Below are 22,250 nucleotides of genomic sequence, written 5' to 3'. Positions count from 1 at the left end.
CAATGATTACATTGCGGAAATCCTTTCGACCCAAGCCGCATGTGCGAGGCGATAGTCTTCGGCCGCAGAGAGCAGTCCGGACGGATTTAAATCGGCCGCAACCAACCTCCGATGAGCCTTAGAAAGTCGAGCGTTGCGCCCGATTCGATCGTCCGTGGCATCCGCGAGCTGGTCGATAGTATAACGGAGGCGTGGAACGCCTGCTGCTGCGGCTTCAAGTGTAGCGAGGCGTGCCGGATCTAGCAGGGATGCTGCAGCGAGTTGGCATGCGAAGCGGTACACTCTCGCCGCGATCATCTTCGTTGCTATTGAGTAGCCCTGCATCGGCTCAGCGATGAGGGCGCTCAACGGCGCCTTTCGCAGCAATCGAACGGCCTGAAGCCCGGGGGCGAGATGATCCAGCTTCAATTGACGGTTCTCGCGACCAGTGATGTCGGCCGGGAAGGATGCGGAACGGTCCTGATCATTGCACACGATCAAAACTTCGGCAATCCGACCATAGTCTTTTAGAATTTGGCCGATAAAGCGGCTTGTCGGGGCATTTGTGGACACGATGCAGTGGAACACAATTTTCGCCCCCTGATTGTAGAGCAAACGCCATACCGAACTTAGGAAGTCGAGAATTGGAAGGTCAGCGCTCATGAGTCCGGCGCCGAGATCGAAGATCATCGGGGCGTCACCAGAGGCGTAACGGCGGACCCAATCCGGAGCGTCTGTAGGGCCGCTGGCCCAGTTGAGCGCAACCACATGATCTTTCCCGATGCCGCGGGTCAGTCCACGATTGCCGTCATCGACGTCAATCAACACGGGACGATGACCACTCAGCGAAAGGGCCGCCTCGAGGACGTTCGCGACTTCGGTCTTGCCAGCCCCACCCTTCGGGGTGATGGTGATATGAACCGTGAAGGCTTGCGCAGGGGCTATCATAGCGCCTTTGATGAGAGGGCTGTCAGTCATCGCCACCATCCACCCAGCGCTGACCGAAGAACGTCCCGTTAGATTGTGATGGCGGCGTTGCGACCGAAACTTTAGCCGATTTCTTCCTGGAACTGTTGGGCGTCCGGCGCGGCGGGACGGCCCCGCGCTCATCGCAAAGACGGCGGAACGCGCTCTCGACCGACTCTTCCTTTACAGAGCCATCGTGTGCCAGCGCAGCCGCGATGACTGCCCAGGTCATACCGCGTCGGCGTGCTGCCATGATCGGCTCGAACCTATCGTCCACCTTGCCGATGACGCTGTTGAGTGAGCGCTTGCGCTCGACTGGCGCCGCGAGGAGGCGATCAGCATCCCGCCGCCATTTGTCTATTTCCTTCATATGACTTTCCCCTTTCGACACTGGCGTAAGTCACACGGCGGGGCGGTGAATAGTTACCCCGGTTGAGGTGGTTGCATTTGGCGGCGTTCGTTGAATTTGGTGATCACTCTCGTTGACCACTACCCCGGCGGGGATCACCTCGGCTGCATGCCCGGTCTTTCGCCCGATCCTTACAACGCTGTGTGCAACTTTGTTCGACTGACCGAACGGATAGTGCGCAGGTGCTCTGACGGCGACCAGGAACTTCTTGGCGACGGCTCACATATGGCGTTACGCGGTGTCGAGTCGTGTAGCGCTGCCCGCACCGTTGTTGCCGCGTCAGTGACGCGCTCTAGACAACGGCCTGGCGTAGAGGCCGAATGCTCGGCCGACTCTCCGCTCGCGAATGCGCGACAGCCGAATGGAGCGCCTGTTGTCTATCGGGGAGCTATCTTTCCGAGCAAGCAGCTGCCGGGAGACGCGGCGCGAGTGAATGCCTCATGCTGCAGCGGGTTTGCGGATCGTCAGACTCCCAACCCGACGGATCCGCAAGCGGGCCGACTGGCGGCACGGCGGTACGCGCATGGCGGCCGGCATAGCCTCGCTAGTGGGAGAGCGGTAACCGGAGACTGGCTGATCTCCCAGCACCTTCATGAGGCGTTGGAGGAAGTGGCGAGGACCACTCCACGAAGTTGGCAACGCATATTTAGCGCCAGTCATGTGACTTGGTATTTCGCTGATACGCGGTGCCGTTCCAAGCCGACCGGCAGCGGGCGAGCCGCCCCATATCACGCCGCGTCGGCTGATGTCCCCTTGAAGGCGAAGCCGGCAGGGCCCGAAGCGGCCCATAGACGGCTTTGCAGATCCTTCGCGTCGGGAAATGCGTCGCGCGGCCATGTGGTTGCGCGGATCAAGATTGGCGGCGTCTTAGCCCTCCCCGTGGATCACGAGAAGAACCGTCCATCGCTAGGCTTTTGCAAGGAGACCGCACGGCGCGTGCCAATGCCGGTGAACTGCAATGCGCAGATCAAAGTAGCGACGAGGGGCCTGACAATCTGGCCGCATGGCCGGCCCCGGTATGAAGGTGGGAGCGGTAGGAGCTTTGTCGGACGCCCGGCGGACGGGCTGCCGACATTTGTGGAGGAAATAGGTGAGCAGGATGGGGCCTGTAACCAGACCCATGCGCTCGGCGGGGAACCTTCTCGCGCTGAAGGGGGATTATGAGCAAGAACAAAGCTGTCGATACGCGAGTGTCGATTACCATTCACGTCACCCCGCCCGAGGCGCGGCGCCTTGAAGTGGACGCTGCGAATGTGGGCAAGACACGAAGCGCCTTGGTTCGGTCGCGCGTCTTGCGCCAGCCCGAAGACGGGGCGCCGCTGATGGCTTGTCTCGCGCAGCTTCTGCGCATCCATCACCGTCTAGATGATGTCTGCCAGCTGGACGACCCAATTCGCCGTGAGCTGCTGGTCACGGTCCGGGCGCTGACCGAGGCGGCGCGTGCCGAGGCCGCGGAATGATCGTCAAGCTCATCAAGATCGCCCGCCAGCCTGGGCTGCCGACGAAGCTGCGCGACGATGTCTATGCACTTACCAGATATGTGGTTGATGCCGATCCCTGGGCGCTGGCGATCGCCGACAAAGATCGGGTGCGGTCGCTCTCCGAATATCTCCATCATGCGGCCGAACTCGGCGTTGAGCCTGGGGAGAAAGCCGGACATGTGGGCGCGCGAAATCTGATAACCGGCACTTTGCGAGAGCAACAGATCGAGATGCTCGCCACAGCTTCCGCCGCCCCGCGTGTCGAGTACCCGATGGTTCACATCATCGTGAGCTGGCGCAGTGGCGAGGTGCCAACAACAGAACAGGTCGACGAAGCGGTAGACATTCTGCTCGAGACCGCCGGGCTGGACCGCTGCGCTGCTATTTACGCCGAGCACGTCAACACAGAAACTCGGCATGTCCACATTGCCGCGCTGCGCATCGACAAGGCTACCGGTGCCGCCGCCGGCAGCGAATGGCTTGTGGACGATCTGCACCAGGCTATCGCCCTGGTCGAGGAGAGACAGGGTTGGTCGCCAGAACCCAACGCGCTTTATTATGCACGCGGGGGTGCCGTGTTTGACGCCAAGGCGCGTCGTTGGTCCGCCGGTCAGGATGGCGTCGAGCCTCCAATACTCGATTCCGAAGTCATGATCCGCGACCCCTCCGGCCGACGCGTCCGGACACGCGACCGAAACGCCATTGCCCCTGCCATGCTCGATCAGCGCGACAATATCCTGGGGGCGCTCTCAGCCAGCGCCAGCTGGGAAGAGTTTCATTGCCGCCTCTATGCGGCCGGTCTGTCGTATGAAAAACGGGGAAGCGGGGCTCGCATTCATCTGGGGGAGCAATCGGAGAAAGCATCACGTATTGCGCGCGAGCTGTCGCTCACGCCTTTGGAGAAGCGTTGGGGCGCCTTCGTGTCAAGCGAGCGCGGTCGCAACGGTCCATTCGAAGCTTATCGCGTCGCCCACAAGGCGCAGCTTGCCCGGCTTCGAGCAGATCGCCGGGCGGCTGTCGCGTCGATCCGCGACTGGGCGGAGGCGATGATCAAAGACTTGCCTCGCCGATCGGTCACCGCAGTCGCCGAAGCTGTTCGAGGAGAGCGCGATGCGGCCATTCGCCAAGTGGATGAGGCGTTCAGAGCCGCCATTCGGTCCTGCACCGATGCGCGCTTTATCAAGTTGGAAGAATGGAAGAAAGCTGGCGCGCCGCCGTTCCCTCCAGAAATCGCCTCACCCGCCATCCTGCTTCCTTCGTCCCCTAGCCGCGAGGCCGACTGGAGGGCTCCCGCAAGCCTCCGCCCTGAGACTGAGAAGTGGCAGACCCGTTACTATGATGCCGAGGATAGGCTGATGCTGACCGACCATGGCAGCATCATCATTGTTCATCAGCCCGATATCGTCGATGCGGTTGACGCGGCGCTTTTGATGGCGGCGGAGCGATGGGGATCAATCCGGGTACGGGGATCGGACGCGTTTTTGCAGAAGTGCGCTGAACGAGGCGCTGAACTTGGTCTGTCATTAGTGGGTCCGGATGGACAGCCGCTGGTGAGCGCATCGCCTGCCGAGTCGCGCCCGGAAATCGGCGCTGAGCCAGATCAACCGGTAGAAATGCCATTTGTCAGCCACACGGAGGATCCGGTTCGAAAGGCGACGATCCGGCAGCTAATGTCTGACCTTGACGACTTCGGTTATGTCCCGGTCCGTCGGCTTGCTGATGGAAATCTAGAGGTTGAATATGAAGAGGATCAGTTCGACCCCCAGCCGGCCTTGCATATGGCGGCGCTGTTCAACGAGGACGAAGATATCCAAGCGCTTCTCCGCCGCCAACGTGAAGCCATGCTCGATTTTGTTGAACGTGAACTCTGCGTTTGGCCGGTAGCGCTTGTGAAAGACGATGTCGTGAAGTCGTTCAGCGGCAGGAAGGATCGGCTTGGCCGCGCCGTTTTCCTGGCCTTCGATGATCCCGATTTTGCTATGATGTTAAGACGGGTCGAACAGGCTCGACGTGAACGCGAACGTGAACGTGAACATGAGCGCCGGGCAACGCGAGACGCTAGGCGACAGTTTTGGCAGGCTGCTCAGTTCGAGCAGCAGCGAGATAGATCTGATAGGTTCGCAGCGATCGAACCGGAAATGCCCACGCTGCCGCCCGTCCGGGGCGGCATCGGCGATTGAGTGGGAGAAAGGGTGGAAAACATTGTCTGTTCGGGACGAATGGGTTTGCCTCTACATGCGCGCAAAGGTCGGATGAGGGCTACCAAACGAAGCGCTTGCCAGTTGGAAAGCTTTCGAGCTGCACAATCAAGAGAAACCTCGTGAGGCATTTCGTTGGTTCTGCTGCCCGATCCTTTTAGACGCGTCCGCAGGGTATACGGTCAAGTCACATCGTCCAGGAACTCGGACCCGGGCGAAACGCCAGAGAGCATCAGGTGATCGCGTGCTCGGGTCGCCGCAACATAAAGCAGATGGCGCTCGGCATCTTGGACGGCTTCTAGCTCGGCCATGTCACCGATGCCGGCCAGCCGTTCGGGATCCGGGAGGACGTCCTCATCCAACGCCATGACCACGACTGCCCTAAATTCCAGACCTTTGGCGTCGTGTATGTGAATGACGGGCAGTTCTGTGCCGGCCGCCTTGACCGCGGCGCGGCCACGGGCAAGTTGGTGCTTGCTGCGAACTAAGATTGCAATTTCGGATTCGGAGATGCCTTCTGACAATCTGGCGCGCAACCAATCCGAAACACCCGTGATCTCGTCTTCGTGAACATCAAAAAGTTTGATCAGTGGCTCTGGACCGTCAAACACTGACACCGTTCCGCACCGCTGTTCCTCATTTCCGTCTTGATCGATGATTTCTGGCGTCAGCAGGCGATCAGCGGTGCGGCGGATCTGGTGCGACGTGCGATAGCAGACCTTCAGTACCTGCGCGCGGCCGCGCACGTCTAAACCGAGCTTTGCCCAAGAAAAGGGCAGGTGGAAGATGCGCTGTCCGAGGTCGCCGGTGAAGAATAACGCATCCGGCGAACCTGACCGGCTGACGGCGGCCAGAAATCGCGCTTGGGCGACGGAAAGATCCTGCGCTTCATCGATGACCACATGGGTGAAGGGCAGTCGCCCACCTTCGCTGATCCATTGGGTGAGGCGACCATATATGTTCGCAGCTGTTACGACACCGCGCAACCTTAGTCGTTCGCGCACGAAGGCGAAAACCTTCCACGCGCTTTCTCGCTGCTTTGGACCCAGCCGAGTGCGACGACCGACCCTCGGCACTCCTGCGTAGCTTTCCAGATTGTGTAATCCCCAAGCATCGACCAATTCGTCCCACTCTTCCAAGAGGAAGGCGGGGCTATGGCCGGCACCAAGTCCAGCCTCCACTGCGGCGTTAATTGCTGCCATAACCTGAGACGCAGTCGCCAGGTTAGGTTGCCCGAAGGCATGGGTATAGAGTTCGTGGGCGGCCTGATCGATAGCCCGCACCGTCAACCGCGCACGAATTTCCGGTGATGCGTCTGCCATCAGGTTGGCCTTGTCGGCGAGACTCGCAGCGAGCGGCTTCGAGAAGGTCGTGAGTAGCACACGCGCATTCGCCCCGCGCGCCAAATGAACGGCGCGATGTAGTGCGACGATCGTCTTCCCTGTGCCAGCCGATCCGGAGATGCGCGCAGGCCCGTTCCAGTCCCGCGTCACCGATGCGCGCTGTGCGGGATGCAGAAATACCACCCATTGAGCGAAGGGTGCGTCCAGCGCCGCCTTAAGTTCGTCGATCCCGTCGACCACACGGAATCGACGTTGTGCATCCGGATGCGTGAACGGATCTGCGCCCGCGTCAGCCTGAAGCCCGACATGGTCCTGCAGCCGGCCACCCGTTGCAAAGTCGAGCAGAGCCTCGGCCGCTTCATCCGGAAGGGACGCAAACAGACCATCTACGCTCGCTTCGTCAGCAGATCTGACCGCGTCCAGCCAATCGCGAGGTACGCCGACATTCAGCAGGTCGTCTTCGGACAATTGAGCAAATGGGCAATGCACCGCAACCGTGGCGGGTGCGGAACCTTCGACCATTTTAATAAAAGCGAGGCGCTCCTCTTTCCGCTCAACTACCTCGACTAATTGCATTGCGCCGGTGCGCTCGTGCGGTACCAGCTTGCGGCGTTCGGCCCAGCGATAGGCGCTGTCATGATGTCCGACCCACGCCAAGAGCGTGTGCTCGCCATCCTTGTGCAGAACGATCCGGATGTCCTGGCTGACGCGCGCCGTCCAGAAACCGGGTGCCGCCTCGACACGATGAATCGACAGGCCATTGCCGCTTTCCTCCTGGGCCAGATCGAAAGCGGTGATCTTCACCTGCTTCTGCTCGGCAGCAGTGAGGCGATCTAGCGCCTTAGTGAAGGTCGAAGCGTAGAGGAGTGTCATTTTAGATCAACGGCGTTCTCGACTGACTCCACCGCCACTTTGATGTCGTCCAGAGATGCGCCGCCTATGCCACCAAAACCCCCCGCGATGCGATCTCCCAAATCATCAACCGCATCACGCATCTTGGTAGTATTGTAGCCCGTGAACTCATTAAAATCGTTCCTGACGCCGCGGATCTCCTCGATCAAATCCTCGAGAAGGTCTGCTATCCTGTGCAAGTCAGCCATCGATCATACCCCCACCACCTTCATCACCTCATCTCCGAGGTGGTTGATCACCTTTACCGCTACCTTGCCCCCCTTGGGCTTGGGGAACGGCCTCGACCTTATGCGCTTCAGGCTTTCCCAGGCGTCGGCGTCGATCTCTGCCTTCAGCGTCGTTTTCAGCGCCTTGTAGGGATCGTTCGCGCCAGGGAAATAAGCGTGGCGGACGAAGAAGCTCTCATAACTATAGTCGGTGTCGATGAACCAGACGGCGATGTCATCGGCATCGCCGCTGACGATCTCGCCGCCCTTATACATGTCGACGCCGGCCACTTCGATGCTGATGCAGCCGTCGGGTTCCTCATGCACCTGAATGTCCGGTTCGCCGAAGACGGTAAACAGGTTGCCTGCGCCGGTGTTGGCGAGATCCGGCATGTGTAGGTCGGGGTTGATCCGGGCCTGCAATACGGTGAGCGCGCCCATCCGGTCGAACTCCGACGCATGGGCATCGAAGTTGAAGGAGGCAGCTATCAGCAGGTCGAAGCCCGCCTCCATCGCCTCGCGCGCGGCGGCGGTCAGGTCGGCACGCGCGACGGTGCCATATTCTGGGCCGATCAGAATGGCGGCGCGGCGGGTGGGGCTGTCGGCCAGCGTGTCGCTCTCGCCCTCGCTCGCCTGCCGCACCGCGCCCTCGGCGCAGATGAAGCGGCCGGGCCAGGGTTTCAGCGAGGAGAAGACTAGCCTGTCGGCCTTGTGCGGTTGCTGCACACCAGATCGTTTGAGATTTTCCAGCACCATCGCGGCAAAGTCGGCGCTTTCGGTTGCTGCGCCAGCCTGACGCCGACCCTCGGCAGCTTCCAGTTCGTCGAACAGACTGTCGTCCACATCCATTGCGGGGACGCGATGGGGCGACAAACTCTCGACCGTGAAGGGTCCGGCCACTCGGACGCGGCTCTTGTCCTCATAGGGCTGGTCATAGAGATATTCTGTGTCCGCGTTGGCGGCGATGGAGGCGTCGATCTCCTTCTGAAGGGCGATGCGCGTTTTCCACCATCGCGCATGCAAGGCGCCAACTGTTACGAAGCCCTCACCGCCCCCATGTGGAATGCCAGCCTTATCTATCTCGAGTTCGCGCGGGATTTGCCATTCTTCCCAAGCCGTGCCCAGCGCCTCATTTAAAGCCGCACGCAGAGGCTCAAGCATTCCCTGATGCGCTGCCCAGATTGTATCGATTTCGGCATTGTTGGCGATAGACTTGAGCGTGATGTGCGGCACGCGCTTATAGACGAAGCCCTGCCGAATACGGCCGTAGGTGGGTGCATTTGCGGGGACGGAGCGCGTCACTTCGCCCTCCTTCATCTGGCCTTCGCGGCTGTCGGCCAGCAGATACCAAGAATAGCGCGCCCCCATGATCCGCGCGCGGGCAAGCGCCAGCGCGACGCGGCTGGTGTCTATCGTGATCCAGCGTCGGCCCCATTGCTCAGCGACATACGCGGTGGTGCCCGATCCGCACGTGGGATCGAGGACAAGGTCTCCGGGGTCAGTCGTCATCAGAATGCAGCGCTGAACTACATTTGCCGAAGTTTCGACGACATACTGCTTTCCTAGGGCAGCTCGCGTATCTGTCCACAGATTATTATAAGGCTGAACTGGAAAGTCTGAGTGCCTCTGGACGTAATATGGAAGTTTTCCAATCTTTATAAGGCGATTTGCCTTGATCAATGTTTCCATGCCGCTGCGATTGGTTCTCCAGCTCTTTTTCGAAGTTTCAAAATTTTCGCCTTGAAACGTGAAAGGATATACGCAAGTCGGTGTAAAACCAGAAGAATACAAGGCTCCTCTGGCGAAAACATCGTCGCCATCTGGAACGAGAGCAGGATTTATCAGCTCTTCATTGGTGAGGCGGCGCGGTGTTCCGTCATTTCGCATCGCCCACGTGTATTCACTTCCGTCTCCGGTACCTTTGAAATTGAGGAGTTGCCTGTATTTTACTTGATCTTTTGATTTTGCATACCAGAGTATGAAATCACATACGGTCGGCAGTCCGCTCGCTCCCAGCGGACTGCTGGTGCGATAGCTAATCATCGACATCAAATTTTCGGAGCCGAACACTTCGTCCATAAGGGCGCGAAGCCTATGGACGTTGTCAGGGCCGATCTGGACGAACACCGACCCGCTTTCGACAAGAAGATCTCGTGCTACCGTCAGCCGGTCACGCAAATAGGTCAGGTAGCTATGGATGCCGTCCGCCCATGTGTCGCGGAACGCCTTCACTTGCTCCGGCTCGCGGGTGAGATGGTCGGCTTTACCGTCCTTTACATCGCGGCTGGTGGTGCTCCACTGGAAGTTGGAGTTAAACTCGATTCCATAGGGCGGGTCGATATAGATGCACTGCACCTGTCCCTTGAGCGCTTCGCGTTCAGCTAGGCTCGCCATCACCTTAAGGCCATCGCCGAGAATCATGCGGTTCGACCAATGCTGGTCATGCTCATAAAATTCTGTGCGCTGGGCTGGATCGATCCCATTGAAGTCGGCGAAGAGGTCTGGGGCGTCCTCGGGTTCATGGCGGCGCATGGATGCGCGCTTCAGGTCTTCCACCAGCGCCTTGGGGTGGATCTTCTCCTGAATGTAGAGCGGCGGCGCCTCTACGATCAGGTCGGACCAGTCGGCGACATCCTTGCCGCGCCAGACGAGCTGCGGGTCCAGATCTGGGTTGCGCCGCTCATAGGCAGCGCGGATCGGCGTCTTAACCTCCGGCGGCACGAACGCCTCAAGCTCCGCCGTCGGCGCGTTGAGCCGCGTCGCCTCATCGTGGGTAAGCGTTTCAACGGTAAGCGGCTTCTTGGCCATCAGGCGACTTCCTCAATTACATCTTCTTCATCGAGAGTCAGGCCGTCATCGTCCGCGTAACCCTCCATGGGTTCGTCTTCACTGAACGGCACTGGTTTGCCTTGGGCCCCAGCGGCAAGCTCAGCCAACGCAACTTTGCGCGCTTTCCAGAAGCCTTCGAAATCGTCAGCGCGGAGCGTCGTGGGTTCGATCAGATGCGACCGGAGAATGTCGTCGAGTGCGTCGGGGGAAAGGCCATGTTTTTCCTCAATGCGGGCGAGATAGACGCTGGGCGCATTGCCGCCGATGGCGATGTTGGTTCCCTTCGACAGTGCGGTCTTGTTGATGATGCTGTTATAGCGCTGCGGAGGTATTCCCTCCTTTTCGCACCATGCCCGAGGGAAAATATGGTGGATGTCCAGCGCGTCTGCGTAGACGGTCATCGTCTCCACGCCCTTGCCAGTGATGAAGTCACGGCAGCCGCTCCGCATCAAGAGAGCGTGAAATCCCTTATAGGCAGCTGAGAGGCGCGATCGGAGTGTATCTAGCCGCCTCGCCTGAAACGATGTATCGCCCACGGTGCGAGGAACCGGGCCGCCTTCCAACCAAGCGAGGAGGTCCGGCACGTCGCGCGCAATCTTCGTCTCGGTCGCTGAGCCGTAAAACTCTCCCAACACGCCTGCCCAATACCATTGCGCCAGCTTGTTCAGGGCCGCGGCGTTACGAAGATGCGACGGCAGCAATGCACAGGTTGCGGCGAGCGAAACCATTTGTGGAGGATACGGCACGTCGCGACCCCAGAGGATTTTCTGCTCGTTCAAAAATTTGGCGACCTCGATGAAGCCAGCCTCAACCGCGTCCGCATGCTTTTGGTAAGCCGCGAGAGGAAGGCCTAATAACGCCTCGCGGGTACAGGTGATCGCGGGCACATCTTTGCCAGTGGCCCCGTTTGCGGCAGCTTGTAAACGCAGTTCGCGGGTATGCAGGACGGTGCAGGCTTGCAGGAAATCCGTAGACGCCAAGTCTGCAAAAACGCCCTTTGACGGCACCTTTTCCCGCAACCGACCGAGGCGGCCATGCTTGCGCTGCGTACCGGCCCAATCTTCTCGGAGGTCAAATCCCGCCGCAGCGTAGATTGCCGTGACCAATTCGAATGCGTCTAGCTTCTTGCCACCGACATTCACCTTTTCAAAGACGGTGCAGACAGCTTCCCTGCTATTGTCTTTCGACAGTTTGATGACCGGCATCGCGTATGACTGGATGCGGTTCAGCACTTCGTTCTGGAAGCGCTGGATTTCCTCCATCCGCTGTTCGCCCTTGGCACTCCAATGACTGATGCAGCCCAAGATCCAGGTGAGTGGGTCAAGCGTCTGGTTGAGCGGGAACAGCATCTGCTCATATTCCCGCTCAGCTGTGGAAAGATCGAGTTCCACATCCTTGCCGAAATTAATCATTCGGATGCGATCGGGCGGCACCATCTCGATCGCTGCCTCAATATCGGCCATCGGCTCCAAAGCGCCTTCGATACTCAGATAAAAATAGCGTTCGACCACTTGGCCCTTGGCGGTGCGGACCCGCGCCGGCTCCTTGGAATAGATCGTCTTGTAAAGGGAGGTCATCCGCTGCTGTCCATCCAGCAGTAGATGCTCCGGCGCGATCGAAGCGACCGAGGTTCCTTCGATCCCGCGCGGTTTGAATTCGATTGAGCCGCCCCGTTCGAGCGTTAGCAGCGCACCGACCGGAAACCCCTTGGCGATGCTTTCCAGCAACGACCGAACGTCGCCCTCATTCCAGACATAGTCACGCTGAAATTCGGGCAGTTGCAGCTTTCCGTCATGGATATGGCCCAGCAGCTCTTTCAGGCTGGTCTTGGTCGTATCGAAGCTCATGCGTTCACCCCACCCATTGTCATTTCATCAAGCCATGCTTCCACCTTCGCCGCGAACTCGGTGGCGATGGTCCAAACATCGGTAAATTCTGCATATCCCCAGCGACCGTGCTCAGTGAGCGCGTTAACGCCCGGCACCCACAGGGTCCGCATAGTTTCCGCCTTGTCCTTGTCGTCTTCGTCGCGGGCGCCCTTGATCTCCACGACGACGTTGAGCGGATCGTCGGCACCACATCCATCATCAACGCGCAAGATAAAGTCCGGCCGATACCGACGCGCTTCGCCGCCTGCGCTATACGGGACCTCGAAACCGAGATTGTGGTTTTTTACCCATGCCCGGACGCGCGGGTGTTTGTCAGCGACCCGGCAGAATTCCGCCTCCCAATCGCTGTCGATCACCGCATAATTGATGTGGCAGCGATCACCCGTCTCATAGCGATCCTTACTGGTCATGAAGCTGACGTGGCGGGTGCTGCCTTCGCGATTATACGGGTCGAGCATGGCGAGGATGCGCCCGCCGCCTTCCTGGCCACGAGTGATAGCTGCCATGATCCGGTCAGCCACGCGATCCGCGATGTTGTAATAGAGAAGCTGAGCGGGCTGAGTGCCGCCGGCCAGGACAAGGTATTCGGCCATCCATTGTCGCACGATCGACTTCATCTGGATGATCAGGCCGACATTGGGCCGTTCCCCGGCGTTGGTCATCTTCCGTTTCACGATCCATTCGGCGAGCTTTAGGTGGATCGTTGCTGCGCGCGTGTCGGCAAGGTGCTCGATCGTGAGGTCAGCCGTCTCGCCAATGATGCCAGAGTTGATGGTTTCGGTCGCTCCGACCAATTCTGGGGTCAGCTCGAGCGAGGAGTCTTGGGAGAATGCCGCTGACAGACGTTCGCTCGGTAATTCAGTGCGATATCCTTCAACACGGGGGTATCGGATTTCCGATCCATCGCGCGCGGGACTGATGGCATGCACCCGCTCCATATTTTCCGGCCGCTTCGGTGCAGCAACGACGGGTTGTGCGGTAAAGTCGAAGGGGATACCGAGCACGTCCGCATATTCAACAGCGAAGTGCCCGTCAGGCTGGATCTGATAGGATTGGCGCCGGAGGGCTCTGCCAATGACCTGCTCACATAGAAGTTGCGTTCCGAAGGCCCGAATGCCCAGCACATGGGTGACGGTATTGGCGTCCCAGCCTTCGGTCAGCATGGATACGGATACCACGCAGCGAATGCGCTCGCCCAGCTGCCCTTTTCTTCCTACAGTGTTCATCACCTCGCGCAGGATAGCGGCGTCATCAATCTTTTCGGCGGCGGCGCGGTCGCCGGTGCGTTGGATCAGTTCATCCTTGAATCGGGCGATCTCGTCTTTGGCCGCGTCCCGGAACTCAGTGCTGATCGATTCGCCACTTTCAAGCTGCTGGCTGTCGATCAGCAACGTACGCATTTTCGGTAGAGCCGTGCCATCCGGATCAAAGTTGCGGAAAAGGGCGCACTTTCCCGTGACCGGCGTCACATTGCCTTCGGCATCCTCAATTTCGTAGCCAGCGATGTAATCATGGACCAGCTTCGATGTGGCGGTGTTGTTGCATACCACGATGAACACCGGGTCGACGCCGACGCCAGCGTCCCGCCAGAGGGCGTGGGTTTTCTCATAGTGGCCATAGAGAGCGTCGATGGCGGTCAGCAGTTCGTTCGGCAGCTTTTGGGGATCAAGGCCCTTGGCGTTGCTTCGGCCTTTTTTCGGGAGCTGCTTTCCAATATGATCCCACAGGTTACGGAACATGGGCGTGTCGCCACCTGGCACATTGTCCATGACCGGTACGCGCGGAAGTTTCACGATGCCGCATTCGATCGCGTCCATCAGGCTGAAATCCGACATGACCCACCCAAACAGCGAACCTTCGCGATAGCCCGATCCACGCAGGAAGAAGGGTGTGGCGGAGAGGTCATAGACCATCGAGACGCCCAGCTCACGCTTGACCGCTTCGATGCCCGAGATCCACAGTCGGGCGGCTTCGTTATTCTCCTTGGCTTCCGCCAGTTCGTCCCCTTTCAGTTCCTCACCCGGAAGAGGAGGGCGTTCGCGATAGCAATGGTGCGCCTCGTCATTGAGGACCACGATGTTCTTCAGGCCCATCAATTGACCGGCCACACGCCGGATCATGGCCCCGTCGCTCTCTGGCTTTGGGGTGGTGCGCAGCGCGGCCTGCTGCACCTTGTTGAGGGGTAGCTCGTCCTTCTTCTTGAAGGCGTGATAATTGGTGATGACGATCTTTGCTCGACCAAGGTCGAGCAGCATGTCCTCCGGGACAATCTCGCGACTTTCGTAATAGCTGTCCGGATCATTCGGCTGAAGGACGCGCAGGCGATCTTTGATCGTAATGCCCGGTGCAACGATCAGAAAGCCCTTGGAGAAGCGCTTAGCGTGGGGGTGACGTACGGCATTGAGGGTCTGCCAGGCGATCAGCATCGCCATGACTGTCGTCTTGCCCGCGCCGGTCGCGAGTTTCAGCGCCATGCGCATGAGTTCAGGATTAGCCGCTTCGTTAGCGGCTTCCAGATGCGTCCAGAATCGGCGTCCCTGCGACGATGATCGCGGTGCCACCTCAGTCAGCCAGATCACCGTCTCCACCGCTTCAACCTGGCAGAAGAAGGGACGCTGATTGGCGAAGGGGTGCATGCGCCAATGGCGAAGCAAACGCGCGGTGGTGGGCGTAACCTGCCATTGGCTTTCCGGCAGGGTCCGCCAACTCTCTACCGCCGATCGGATGCCGTTAATAACCTCGGTGGGGTTGTATTCCTGACCCGTTTCATCTGCGAGCAGATCGGCTTGGATCGCCTTGCCGCGAACCTTTTTGGCCTTCGGGATGGGCGACACCAAGGCGCTCTGGCGGCGGCGGGAAACGACGACGCTGGTCGGCTGCCCGTTTGCATCCAATTCCCAGTGACGAGTCGGTTCGTCGTAGGGCGAGTTCAGAATAGGCGATTGAAAAAAGACTTCACTCAACTCAACGCCCCCTAAAACCGTCACGATTCACCTGCCCCCAGGTCCTAGTCCTGCATGGGTTTCGGAACCAGTCTCCGTCAAGCATCTTGCTGAAGAATTGGAAATATTTGATCACCGGATCGCCTTCTTTCTGTGGATTATGAAAGGGCACCACGGCGCGAAAAAGTGCCGGGCCGAACCGCTGGCCATCGCGCAGCGGTCGGGAGTTGCCTACGGTCAGTTTTGTCTCGCTTGATCGCAACGGCCGTCACACCCCGCGAATTCATCCAGTTGCGAGGAAATGCCTCAACTGAAATTTGTCATGGTTAGTCCTACGTCGTCGCAGTCGGTCTGAGGCGCGGTTCGCACTTGAGTCTGATTAGGCGCTGACTACTGTAAGCTCGCTACGGCCTCGTGCGACGGGCGTCACCTCAATCTTCACGGGGATCCGTTCCTTTATCTCGTCGACATGGCTGATAACGCCCACTCGGCGCCCGGTCGCATGAAGATGCTCTAGGACGGACAGGGCTTGGCCGAGGCTGGCGCCGTCCAACGCGCCAAATCCCTCATCGATGAACAGGCTTTCGATCTTGAGGCCCCGGCCGGTCGACATCTCGGCAAGCCCGAGTGCCAGGGCAAGGCTGATGAGGAAGCGCTCGCCGCCTGAAAGATTGTGTACCCCGCGGATCTCGCCAGCCATGTCATGGTCAATGACTTGGATAAGCATGTCGCCACCAGGAGCGCGTTGCAGTTCGTACCGAGGTTTGAGATCGCTGAGCCTTAAATTTGCGTGCGCCAGCAGGCGATCGAGCGTTAGCCCTTGGGCAAAGCGCCGGAACCGAGCGCCCGTCGCATCGCCGATGAGTTCATCAAGCGCGAGCCATACCCGTGCCGCGGCTCGCTCGCGTTCCAAGTCGGCACGAAGCTTTGTGGTCTGCGTCCGAACCTCATCATCCCGGCGCAGGACAAACTGGGCATCTTGGAGTGCCTGCTGGGCCGTCTCGTCAGTTTGTTTGGCTTCGTTGACTGCTTGGGCAAGGGTTTCGCCAGAGAGGGAAGGAGGGTCAGTCTGATCGTGGCGGCTCAGATCCTGCTGTCGTTGGGTCAGGAGGGCAGCAGCCTGTTCTGCGGCCCTGTCGATGTTGGCAAGAGCCGCAGCCTCCTGATCGATGGCCTCCTGTCCCGCTCGAGCTGCGTCGGCGACGGCGTCTTCTTCGATCGCCAACTCAGTAAGGCGCGCGTGAAATCGACCTTGGCGATCGAGATGGTCCTTGATCCTGCGCTCTGCTTCTTGGTCCGCGGACTCTTTGTGAGCTGTTGCGCCCGCCTGCTGCTCTCGCGCCTTGCTGGCCTCTACTTGGGCAACTTCCAAAGCGCGGCGGCTCTGCGATAGGCCCGCTTCATTGCGAGCGACGACGATATCCACCGTGTCGCCGTCAAGCAGGCTTTTCCGAGCGTCCGTTTGCCGAAGCTGATCTTCCTCCCACCCCTTAGCTTGAGACTCGATTTCGTCGAACCGGGCGGCGGCTGTGGCGGTCTCTGTACGCGCGTCAGCAACCGATTTCTCCAGCCCCGGAATTGCGGCGAGAAGCCGTGAATGTTCAGCAGAGTGGGCGCGCCAAGCCTCGGCAGATTCATCGAGCCAGGCTGCGGGGTCAGGTAACTGTCGCCAATCTGCGCTTCCGCCGAACCTGGCGTCGATCGATCGCGCGAGCCGATCTCGTGTTTCGGTAGCGTGCGATCGTCGCTCCACTATGCCGCTCAATTTCTGTTCGATATCGCGCGCTGTCTGAGCGGCGAGACCGGAGGCTGCGCGGCATTTTTCCCACTCGTTTCGAGCCTTTTCATCCGCGACCTGCGCGATCGTGACCGCGGTCTTCGCCTCCGTCATCGAAGCGCGCTGCTTATCCAGCGCGGCGAGTTCGCTTTGCAGAGTGGCTTCGAAGTCCGGCCCGGCCGGATCAAGGTCCACCGAACTGCACTTTTCTGACAGGACTGCAAAGGCAGATTGGGCATTATTGCGGGCCGCAGCCAATGCAGCGGTCTGACTTTCTATGTCGTGGTCCAGCCGGAGGATTGACTGGTCAGTAGCCTGGATCCCTGTGGCCAGAGCGGCCTCTTCAGCGGTCTTTGAAGACAGTGAGGCGTCCAGCTGGGCGATGCGCTCCCGCTGCTCCCGAAGCTGTAGGCCCAAGAGCGAGTCGATCGCACTCAATGCGTGTTCGGTCGCCCCGCAAACCGGGCAGGCCTGTCCATCCTCAAGCGTGGCGCGAAGTTGCATTGCCGCTTCGCCCGAGGCCGTTTCGGCTAGCTCGCCGGCACGCCGTGCCTCCTGCAATTGCGCTCGCAGAATAGGAAGGGAGGAGCTGACCTGGGAATGCCGGACGACCAGATCTTTGCGGTCGGCCTTAGCGTCATCGAGATTGCTGCGCAGACGAACTAGGAGGTCACGGGATGTTTGTACCTGAGCTTCTTGATGCTTCCAGTCTACTAGGAGAGGAGAAAGACCTCCCAGGCGATCCCGTTTTTCAATGAGCGCTGAGAAGGCAGCATCGGATGGTGCTGATGCCTTAGCCTCGTCCAATATGTTGCGAGCCCATGTGGCAGCGGCGCCGGTTCCCTCTTCCGCTGCCTTGGCGGCTTCCCATGTGGCGTTGGCCTCTATTTTGGAGGCCTCTGCTTCCTTTGCGCTCTCTGAAAGTTTGGACAGCGTTATATCGACGGCTGCGATCTCGACGAGCTCTGCAGCGAGTTCCTTCTCCTGTGCAGCCAATGTGGCAAGCCCGGCGTTCGCCGCAAGCCACGATGCCTGGCCGTCACGAGTTTCTGCAGCCTCTGCCAACGAGATGTTGGCGGCCTGCTCAAGCTCCCGACATCTGGACAGGGCTTGCGCGCGCGTAGCGCGGACGCCTGCTATGCCATCAAGCGATGCGTTTGTTTCGGACAGCTTCCGGTCGAGCACACGGGCTTCTTCGATCTCAGGAGATTGAGCGGCGACCCGTTCCGTCTCAAGCTGGAGTCGAGCTGCTGCATGGCTTTCTTCAGCTGCCGTCTGTGTCGCGCGTTCGCTCGCCTGCTCAAGTTCACTTTGCCGCACCAAAACAGTTTGGCGCGCTTCCTGCGCCAGCGTGGCCGCATCCTGGACGGCGGTCCATTCTCCTGCGAGGGCGAACGCGGCTTTACGCAGGCGCAATGTCTCATGCCGAGGGGCGGCTTCTTCGCGGACAGTGTTCGCGGTCGATACGGCTAACTCACATTCCGTCACCTTGTCGGCCAAGGCCGTACGATCGCTTTCCCAGCGAGCGGCTTTGGAGAGTTCTCCAATCGTAGCCGCGGTTCTTTCCGCGACGTCCTTCGCGGCACTGTGCTGCTCTTCGGCCGTCCGGCGTGCTTCGTCGTCGAGGCCGTTCTGCGCCTCAATGCGATCTAGGATTGCCTGCTGCTGGGCCCGGAGTGTCGTTGCCTTTTCATGAGCTGCGCGGCCAAGAGTCGCATAAATATGCGACCCGGTCAGCCGTTCGAGTAGCTGGGCGCGCTCGTTATCGTCAGCCTTGATGAAGGCCTCGAAATCGCCCTGTGCCAGGAGGACGGCCCGACGAAACTGCTCGGCGGACAAACCGACGAGACGGTGAATCTCCGCTAGCGTTTCAGTTTTGGTCCCACCCAAGATCTCGCCGTCAGCAAGGCGAGTGAGGTTGTGCCGGGTGGCCTGCATGCGGCCATCGGTCTTCTGACGAGCGCGCTGCACGGTCCACCGGGCGCGGTAGCGCTCTCCGTCTCGCCCAACAAAGTCGAGCTCGGCGAAACCCTCGCCTGAGCCATGCCGAAGGATGGCCCTTGGGTCTCCGGCCGACAGCTCGTCACCTTGGGCAGTTTCGAACTTGGCCCGTGCCGGTGCTGCGCCGAGACGTGGTACCGAATCGAACAATGCCAGGCACATCGCGTCGAGCAGGGTAGATTTCCCTGCGCCTGTTGGGCCGGTGATTGCAAAGATGCCGGCGTCGCTCAGTGGCTCGGCTTCGAAATCAACTTCAAAGTCGCCGTTCAGGCTGGCGAGATTACGGCCGCGGATTGACAGGACACGCATTAGGCGTCCTCCCTCGATGTTTGTGTCTCGATGAGAAGGGTTTGAAACGCCTGCTTCAAATCGTCCGGCGGTTCGCTGCCGTGAGCCCGCTCGAACAGCTCTGCGAAAACGGCATCAGGAAGGAGTTCGGCCAGATCTAGCTCGCGCTCGGCGATGGCTTGGTTGGTGGCCTCACGAGCCGAGATCCGTGCAATGCGCGTCAGCCGCACAGCCTTCCCATCGAGCGCCGCCATGATTCGAGCTTGTAGGTTCGGTTCAGGGCCATCAACGAGGACTGAAACTTCCACAAACGGATGCAGCCCGCGAGGAAGATCGGGATCGAAGCCCAATCCCTGGATTTCGATCTCAACCTCGCCGATCGGCTTTGGACCGTCGGCTGGGATCGTCAGAAAGGGGACGAGGCGGGGAATTTCTTCCTCTCGGACGCTCGCGCCGCTCGGCGCCAGATCGACTATGCTGACTGAATGGCGGTAGAGCCTTTCCGTTGCGGACAGTGGGAACGGCGAACCCGCATAACGGATCAGCGTGTCGCCCTTGATCATCTGAGGGCGGTGAAGATGGCCAAGCGCAACATAGGTTGCTCGGTCGTCAAAAAGGGCTGTGGCTTGGGCTTCCTCCCCGCCCACGGTGATTCGACGTTCTGAATGTTCAGAGATGTCCCCTTCCGCGACGTGAAGGTGGCCGGTCACTATGAGAGGCAATCCGTCTGCTGATGCAGCGCCCGCCGTCAGAACATTGGCGTACAACTCTGGGAGCCCGCCAGGACCCATATCTCCAGGCCGGCAGTAGGGAACGGCTGCCAACCATGCTGCGGGCTTACCCGTCCGATCGGTGAGCGGGATCAGCAACCGATCGAGGTCTGCCACGCCATTTGCGCGGGGCAGGGAGCCCACAAGGTGAATACGCCCAGGTCCGAGAAGTGCGGCAGGTAGATTGATTCTCGCTGCGCTGTCATGGTTCCCGCCAATGATGACGATCTGCAGATTAGGGCAGCGCGTCGTAGCATCCCGAAGAAACGCATAAAGGCGTGCCATGGCTGACGCCGGCGGGTTCGCCACATCGTATATGTCGCCCGTGACGAGCAGCAGATCCGCTTCTTCGACTATTAGACGATCAAGGAGCCAGGAGAGAAATGCGTCATGCTCTGTCTCTCGTTCATGGCTGAAAAGCTCATGCCCGATATGCCAGTCAGAACTATGGATCAGTCGGAAGGCCGGTATCGATTCGGTCATGGGTTGAGCTTCGCAAAATGGGCGACAGAAATGGACGTAACTCGATTGCGAGGGAGATGTTCAGGGTTGGCTTAGAAGCCATCTCCGCTCTGGCAGAGGTGTCTGGCAAGGACGATCATGGCTTCTGTGTCCCGCCCGCAATACGCTCGTAGCGCCGTATCGAGTGCCGCTCGGCGGTCTTCCGTCGTTGCGGGGGATATGGCCTCCAGATATGCGGTTTGGGCGTTCCCGCCGTCTTTGACCTCCAACTCTGAATAATCAAGGTCTGGGGCCACTGTGGGCAGAACGGCCTTGATCGACCAGCTGCCGCGCTGGTCGCGGTGATACCAGTTGGCGCGCGTGACCGGCAAAAGGTCAACGACCCGCTCAATGATCGAATTGAGATCGTCCGCCAGATCGGGAAAAAAGTCAGCAAGTTCGCGAAGGCGCCCCTTTTCAAAGCTAGCGTTGTAAGCGACTACCGCGCCCGACCTGGGGATCATCGTCACCAGCGCTTCGGCACAGGACTTGCGTGGGTCCGCCCCGTCCAGGCTCAGAAATTCATGGTGCTGGAGGCTTCCATCCTCCGCTTCAATATGAGCGGAAAACTGGAACGGCACCTGTTGATATGGACGGGTGCCCACCCAACGCGGAATAGCGAATGCGATCGTCTCAAAGTCCAACCACGTTCGGGGGAAGGCCCAATCCGACATGGCGGATCGGGCGCCTTCAACGTTGTGGTCAGGCTCGCCGGTTAAGGTGGCTTGAAACACCCGTTGATGGGTCGGATTGGTCAGCGCCGCAGGGTCGACCTCGAAAAGATCCTCGACCCCGCGCTTTAGCCACTGATTGCCGCCCCCGTATGGAAGCACGGTCACAGGCCATTCCGGGCCGGGAGGAAGCGCTGCTTCGCAATATGTGGCGAAATTGCACGGGAGCCCATTGCAATGGGGGCCAGGAAGGATGCTTGGTTCGCTACCAGTGAGCGTTTCGCGTGCCGCTGCGACCACCGCGGCTCGCGTTTCGACGCGGTCTTGGATGTTGGACGTGAGGTCGCTATCGAAAAACAGCCCCTCGAGCGATCCATCAGGTTTGAGGACGAAATCGGAGTCCAGATGGCGGATCGCCGCGCTGTCGATGGGCACACCGGCTTCACGGGCGACCCAGACCTGCGTAGCCAGATCATTGGTGTGATAGTCCCTGGGCTTCGTCGAACTTTTGACCTCAGCCATGTGCCAGCCACCGAGGCCATTTGGCTCAAGGATATCGACGCGCACCAGAACGCCATCATGCTGAAAGGTGGCTTCGAAGATCGGATCCTCGTGACCGTTCTCCAGCAAAGCCTTCGTCGTCGCCAACGCAGCGGACAGATCGGGCTCAGCCTCCACCATGACACCGCCCGGCAAGAGCGAGCAGGCAGCCGCGCCAACCTCGTGCCCGGCAGCGAACCAGGCTTCTGCGCCCTCATCGTCTTCAGCGAGTTCAGGGCGATGAACCGATAGCCATAGCCGCTTCGGGCATTGCTCGAAGTAGGTGATCCTCGATTTCGATAGACCATGCGGGCGCGGCGAGATGCTCATGCTGCCACCCACATGATGAGATTGAGGAGGGGGCTGAAAAATCTTGGAGAGCTGATCGTCATGGTTCAACCATGCATCGTCGGTACGACAGAAATGGTCGCTTCGGTTGGCTGGGCCTGAGACGGCAACATCGTCTATAGCGCGACGATCTGGGTGAGAGGTCAGCGACTATCAGGATGAGAACAGATTGTCGCGGCGGGTTCATGGTGCCGGGTTAG

General features: G+C 59.7%; 12 protein-coding genes. 2 read left to right on the top strand and 10 right to left on the bottom strand.

Features of this window, described 5'->3' with window-relative positions; translation table 11 throughout:
- Positions 1-6 precede the first annotated feature (6 nt).
- Entirely contained in the window at positions 7-957 is a 951-nt protein-coding gene (locus K7W03_RS16615; protein WP_125445813.1) for a hypothetical protein, read from the bottom strand.
- Positions 950-1,315, bottom strand: a complete 366-nt coding sequence (locus tag K7W03_RS16610; RefSeq protein ID WP_020819343.1) for a hypothetical protein — start codon at positions 1,313-1,315, stop codon at positions 950-952. Before K7W03_RS16610 ends, K7W03_RS16615 begins: the two co-directional genes overlap by 8 nt.
- Before the next feature lie 1,199 nt (positions 1,316-2,514).
- On the opposite strand from K7W03_RS16610, the gene K7W03_RS16605 reads away from it, so the two are divergent.
- On the top strand, positions 2,515-2,814 hold the full coding sequence (locus K7W03_RS16605) for a hypothetical protein (protein ID WP_020819342.1): 300 nt from the start codon (positions 2,515-2,517) through the stop codon (positions 2,812-2,814).
- Positions 2,811-5,015: a relaxase/mobilization nuclease domain-containing protein gene (locus K7W03_RS16600; protein ID WP_137709498.1), complete on the top strand. Its 2,205-nt coding sequence runs from the start codon at positions 2,811-2,813 to the stop codon at positions 5,013-5,015. The genes K7W03_RS16605 and K7W03_RS16600 overlap by 4 nt, the downstream gene beginning before the upstream one ends.
- A 200-nt stretch (positions 5,016-5,215) precedes the next feature.
- Here the strand turns inward: K7W03_RS16600 and K7W03_RS16595 are convergent, their stop codons facing one another.
- The 8 genes from K7W03_RS16595 to K7W03_RS16560 all read right to left on the bottom strand — a co-directional run bounded on the left by K7W03_RS16595 (position 5,216) and on the right by K7W03_RS16560 (position 22,032).
- Entirely contained in the window at positions 5,216-7,249 is a 2,034-nt protein-coding gene (locus K7W03_RS16595) for a 3'-5' exonuclease (protein WP_020819340.1), read from the bottom strand.
- Positions 7,246-7,476 carry a hypothetical protein gene (locus tag K7W03_RS16590; protein ID WP_020819339.1) on the bottom strand — a complete coding sequence of 77 codons (231 nt, stop codon included), beginning with the start codon at positions 7,474-7,476 and terminating at the stop codon, positions 7,246-7,248. The genes K7W03_RS16595 and K7W03_RS16590 overlap by 4 nt, the downstream gene beginning before the upstream one ends.
- Positions 7,477-7,479: 3 nt before the next feature.
- Entirely contained in the window at positions 7,480-10,302 is a 2,823-nt protein-coding gene (locus K7W03_RS16585) for a site-specific DNA-methyltransferase (protein WP_037445260.1), read from the bottom strand.
- Positions 10,302-12,170 carry a DUF262 domain-containing protein gene (locus tag K7W03_RS16580; RefSeq protein ID WP_020819336.1) on the bottom strand — a complete coding sequence of 623 codons (1,869 nt, stop codon included), beginning with the start codon at positions 12,168-12,170 and terminating at the stop codon, positions 10,302-10,304. Before K7W03_RS16580 ends, K7W03_RS16585 begins: the two co-directional genes overlap by 1 nt.
- Positions 12,167-15,175: a BPTD_3080 family restriction endonuclease gene (locus K7W03_RS16575; RefSeq protein ID WP_031286275.1), complete on the bottom strand. Its 3,009-nt coding sequence runs from the start codon at positions 15,173-15,175 to the stop codon at positions 12,167-12,169. Before K7W03_RS16575 ends, K7W03_RS16580 begins: the two co-directional genes overlap by 4 nt.
- 358 nt (positions 15,176-15,533) lie before the next feature.
- Entirely contained in the window at positions 15,534-19,241 is a 3,708-nt protein-coding gene (locus tag K7W03_RS16570; RefSeq protein WP_037445262.1) for an AAA family ATPase, read from the bottom strand.
- Positions 19,241-20,473, bottom strand: a complete 1,233-nt coding sequence (locus K7W03_RS16565; protein ID WP_020819332.1) for an exonuclease SbcCD subunit D — start codon at positions 20,471-20,473, stop codon at positions 19,241-19,243. The genes K7W03_RS16570 and K7W03_RS16565 overlap by 1 nt, the downstream gene beginning before the upstream one ends.
- Positions 20,474-20,544: 71 nt before the next feature.
- Entirely contained in the window at positions 20,545-22,032 is a 1,488-nt protein-coding gene (locus tag K7W03_RS16560) for a DUF2779 domain-containing protein (RefSeq protein WP_031286274.1), read from the bottom strand.
- Between the last annotated feature and the right edge of the window lie 218 nt (positions 22,033-22,250).

Origin of the sequence: Sphingobium sp. PNB, assembly GCF_019873065.1 — a bacterium.
GTDB classification, from domain to species: Bacteria; Pseudomonadota; Alphaproteobacteria; order Sphingomonadales; family Sphingomonadaceae; genus Sphingobium; species Sphingobium fuliginis.
The sequence above is the reverse complement of the archived record's forward strand: the minus strand, read 5'-3'. Positions and strand labels throughout refer to the sequence as shown.

Coding starts and splice junctions, on each gene's coding strand:
- K7W03_RS16615 (WP_125445813.1), bottom strand. CDS start 957: ATGACTGACAGCCCTCTCATCAAAGGCGCTATGATAGCCCCTGCGCAA.
- K7W03_RS16610 (WP_020819343.1), bottom strand. CDS start 1,315: ATGAAGGAAATAGACAAATGGCGGCGGGATGCTGATCGCCTCCTCGCG.
- K7W03_RS16605 (WP_020819342.1), top strand. CDS start 2,515: ATGAGCAAGAACAAAGCTGTCGATACGCGAGTGTCGATTACCATTCAC.
- K7W03_RS16600 (WP_137709498.1), top strand. CDS start 2,811: ATGATCGTCAAGCTCATCAAGATCGCCCGCCAGCCTGGGCTGCCGACG.
- K7W03_RS16595 (WP_020819340.1), bottom strand. CDS start 7,249: ATGACACTCCTCTACGCTTCGACCTTCACTAAGGCGCTAGATCGCCTC.
- K7W03_RS16590 (WP_020819339.1), bottom strand. CDS start 7,476: ATGGCTGACTTGCACAGGATAGCAGACCTTCTCGAGGATTTGATCGAG.
- K7W03_RS16585 (WP_037445260.1), bottom strand. CDS start 10,302: ATGGCCAAGAAGCCGCTTACCGTTGAAACGCTTACCCACGATGAGGCG.
- K7W03_RS16580 (WP_020819336.1), bottom strand. CDS start 12,170: ATGAGCTTCGATACGACCAAGACCAGCCTGAAAGAGCTGCTGGGCCAT.
- K7W03_RS16570 (WP_037445262.1), bottom strand. CDS start 19,241: ATGCGTGTCCTGTCAATCCGCGGCCGTAATCTCGCCAGCCTGAACGGC.
- K7W03_RS16565 (WP_020819332.1), bottom strand. CDS start 20,473: ATGACCGAATCGATACCGGCCTTCCGACTGATCCATAGTTCTGACTGG.
- K7W03_RS16560 (WP_031286274.1), bottom strand. CDS start 22,032: ATGAGCATCTCGCCGCGCCCGCATGGTCTATCGAAATCGAGGATCACC.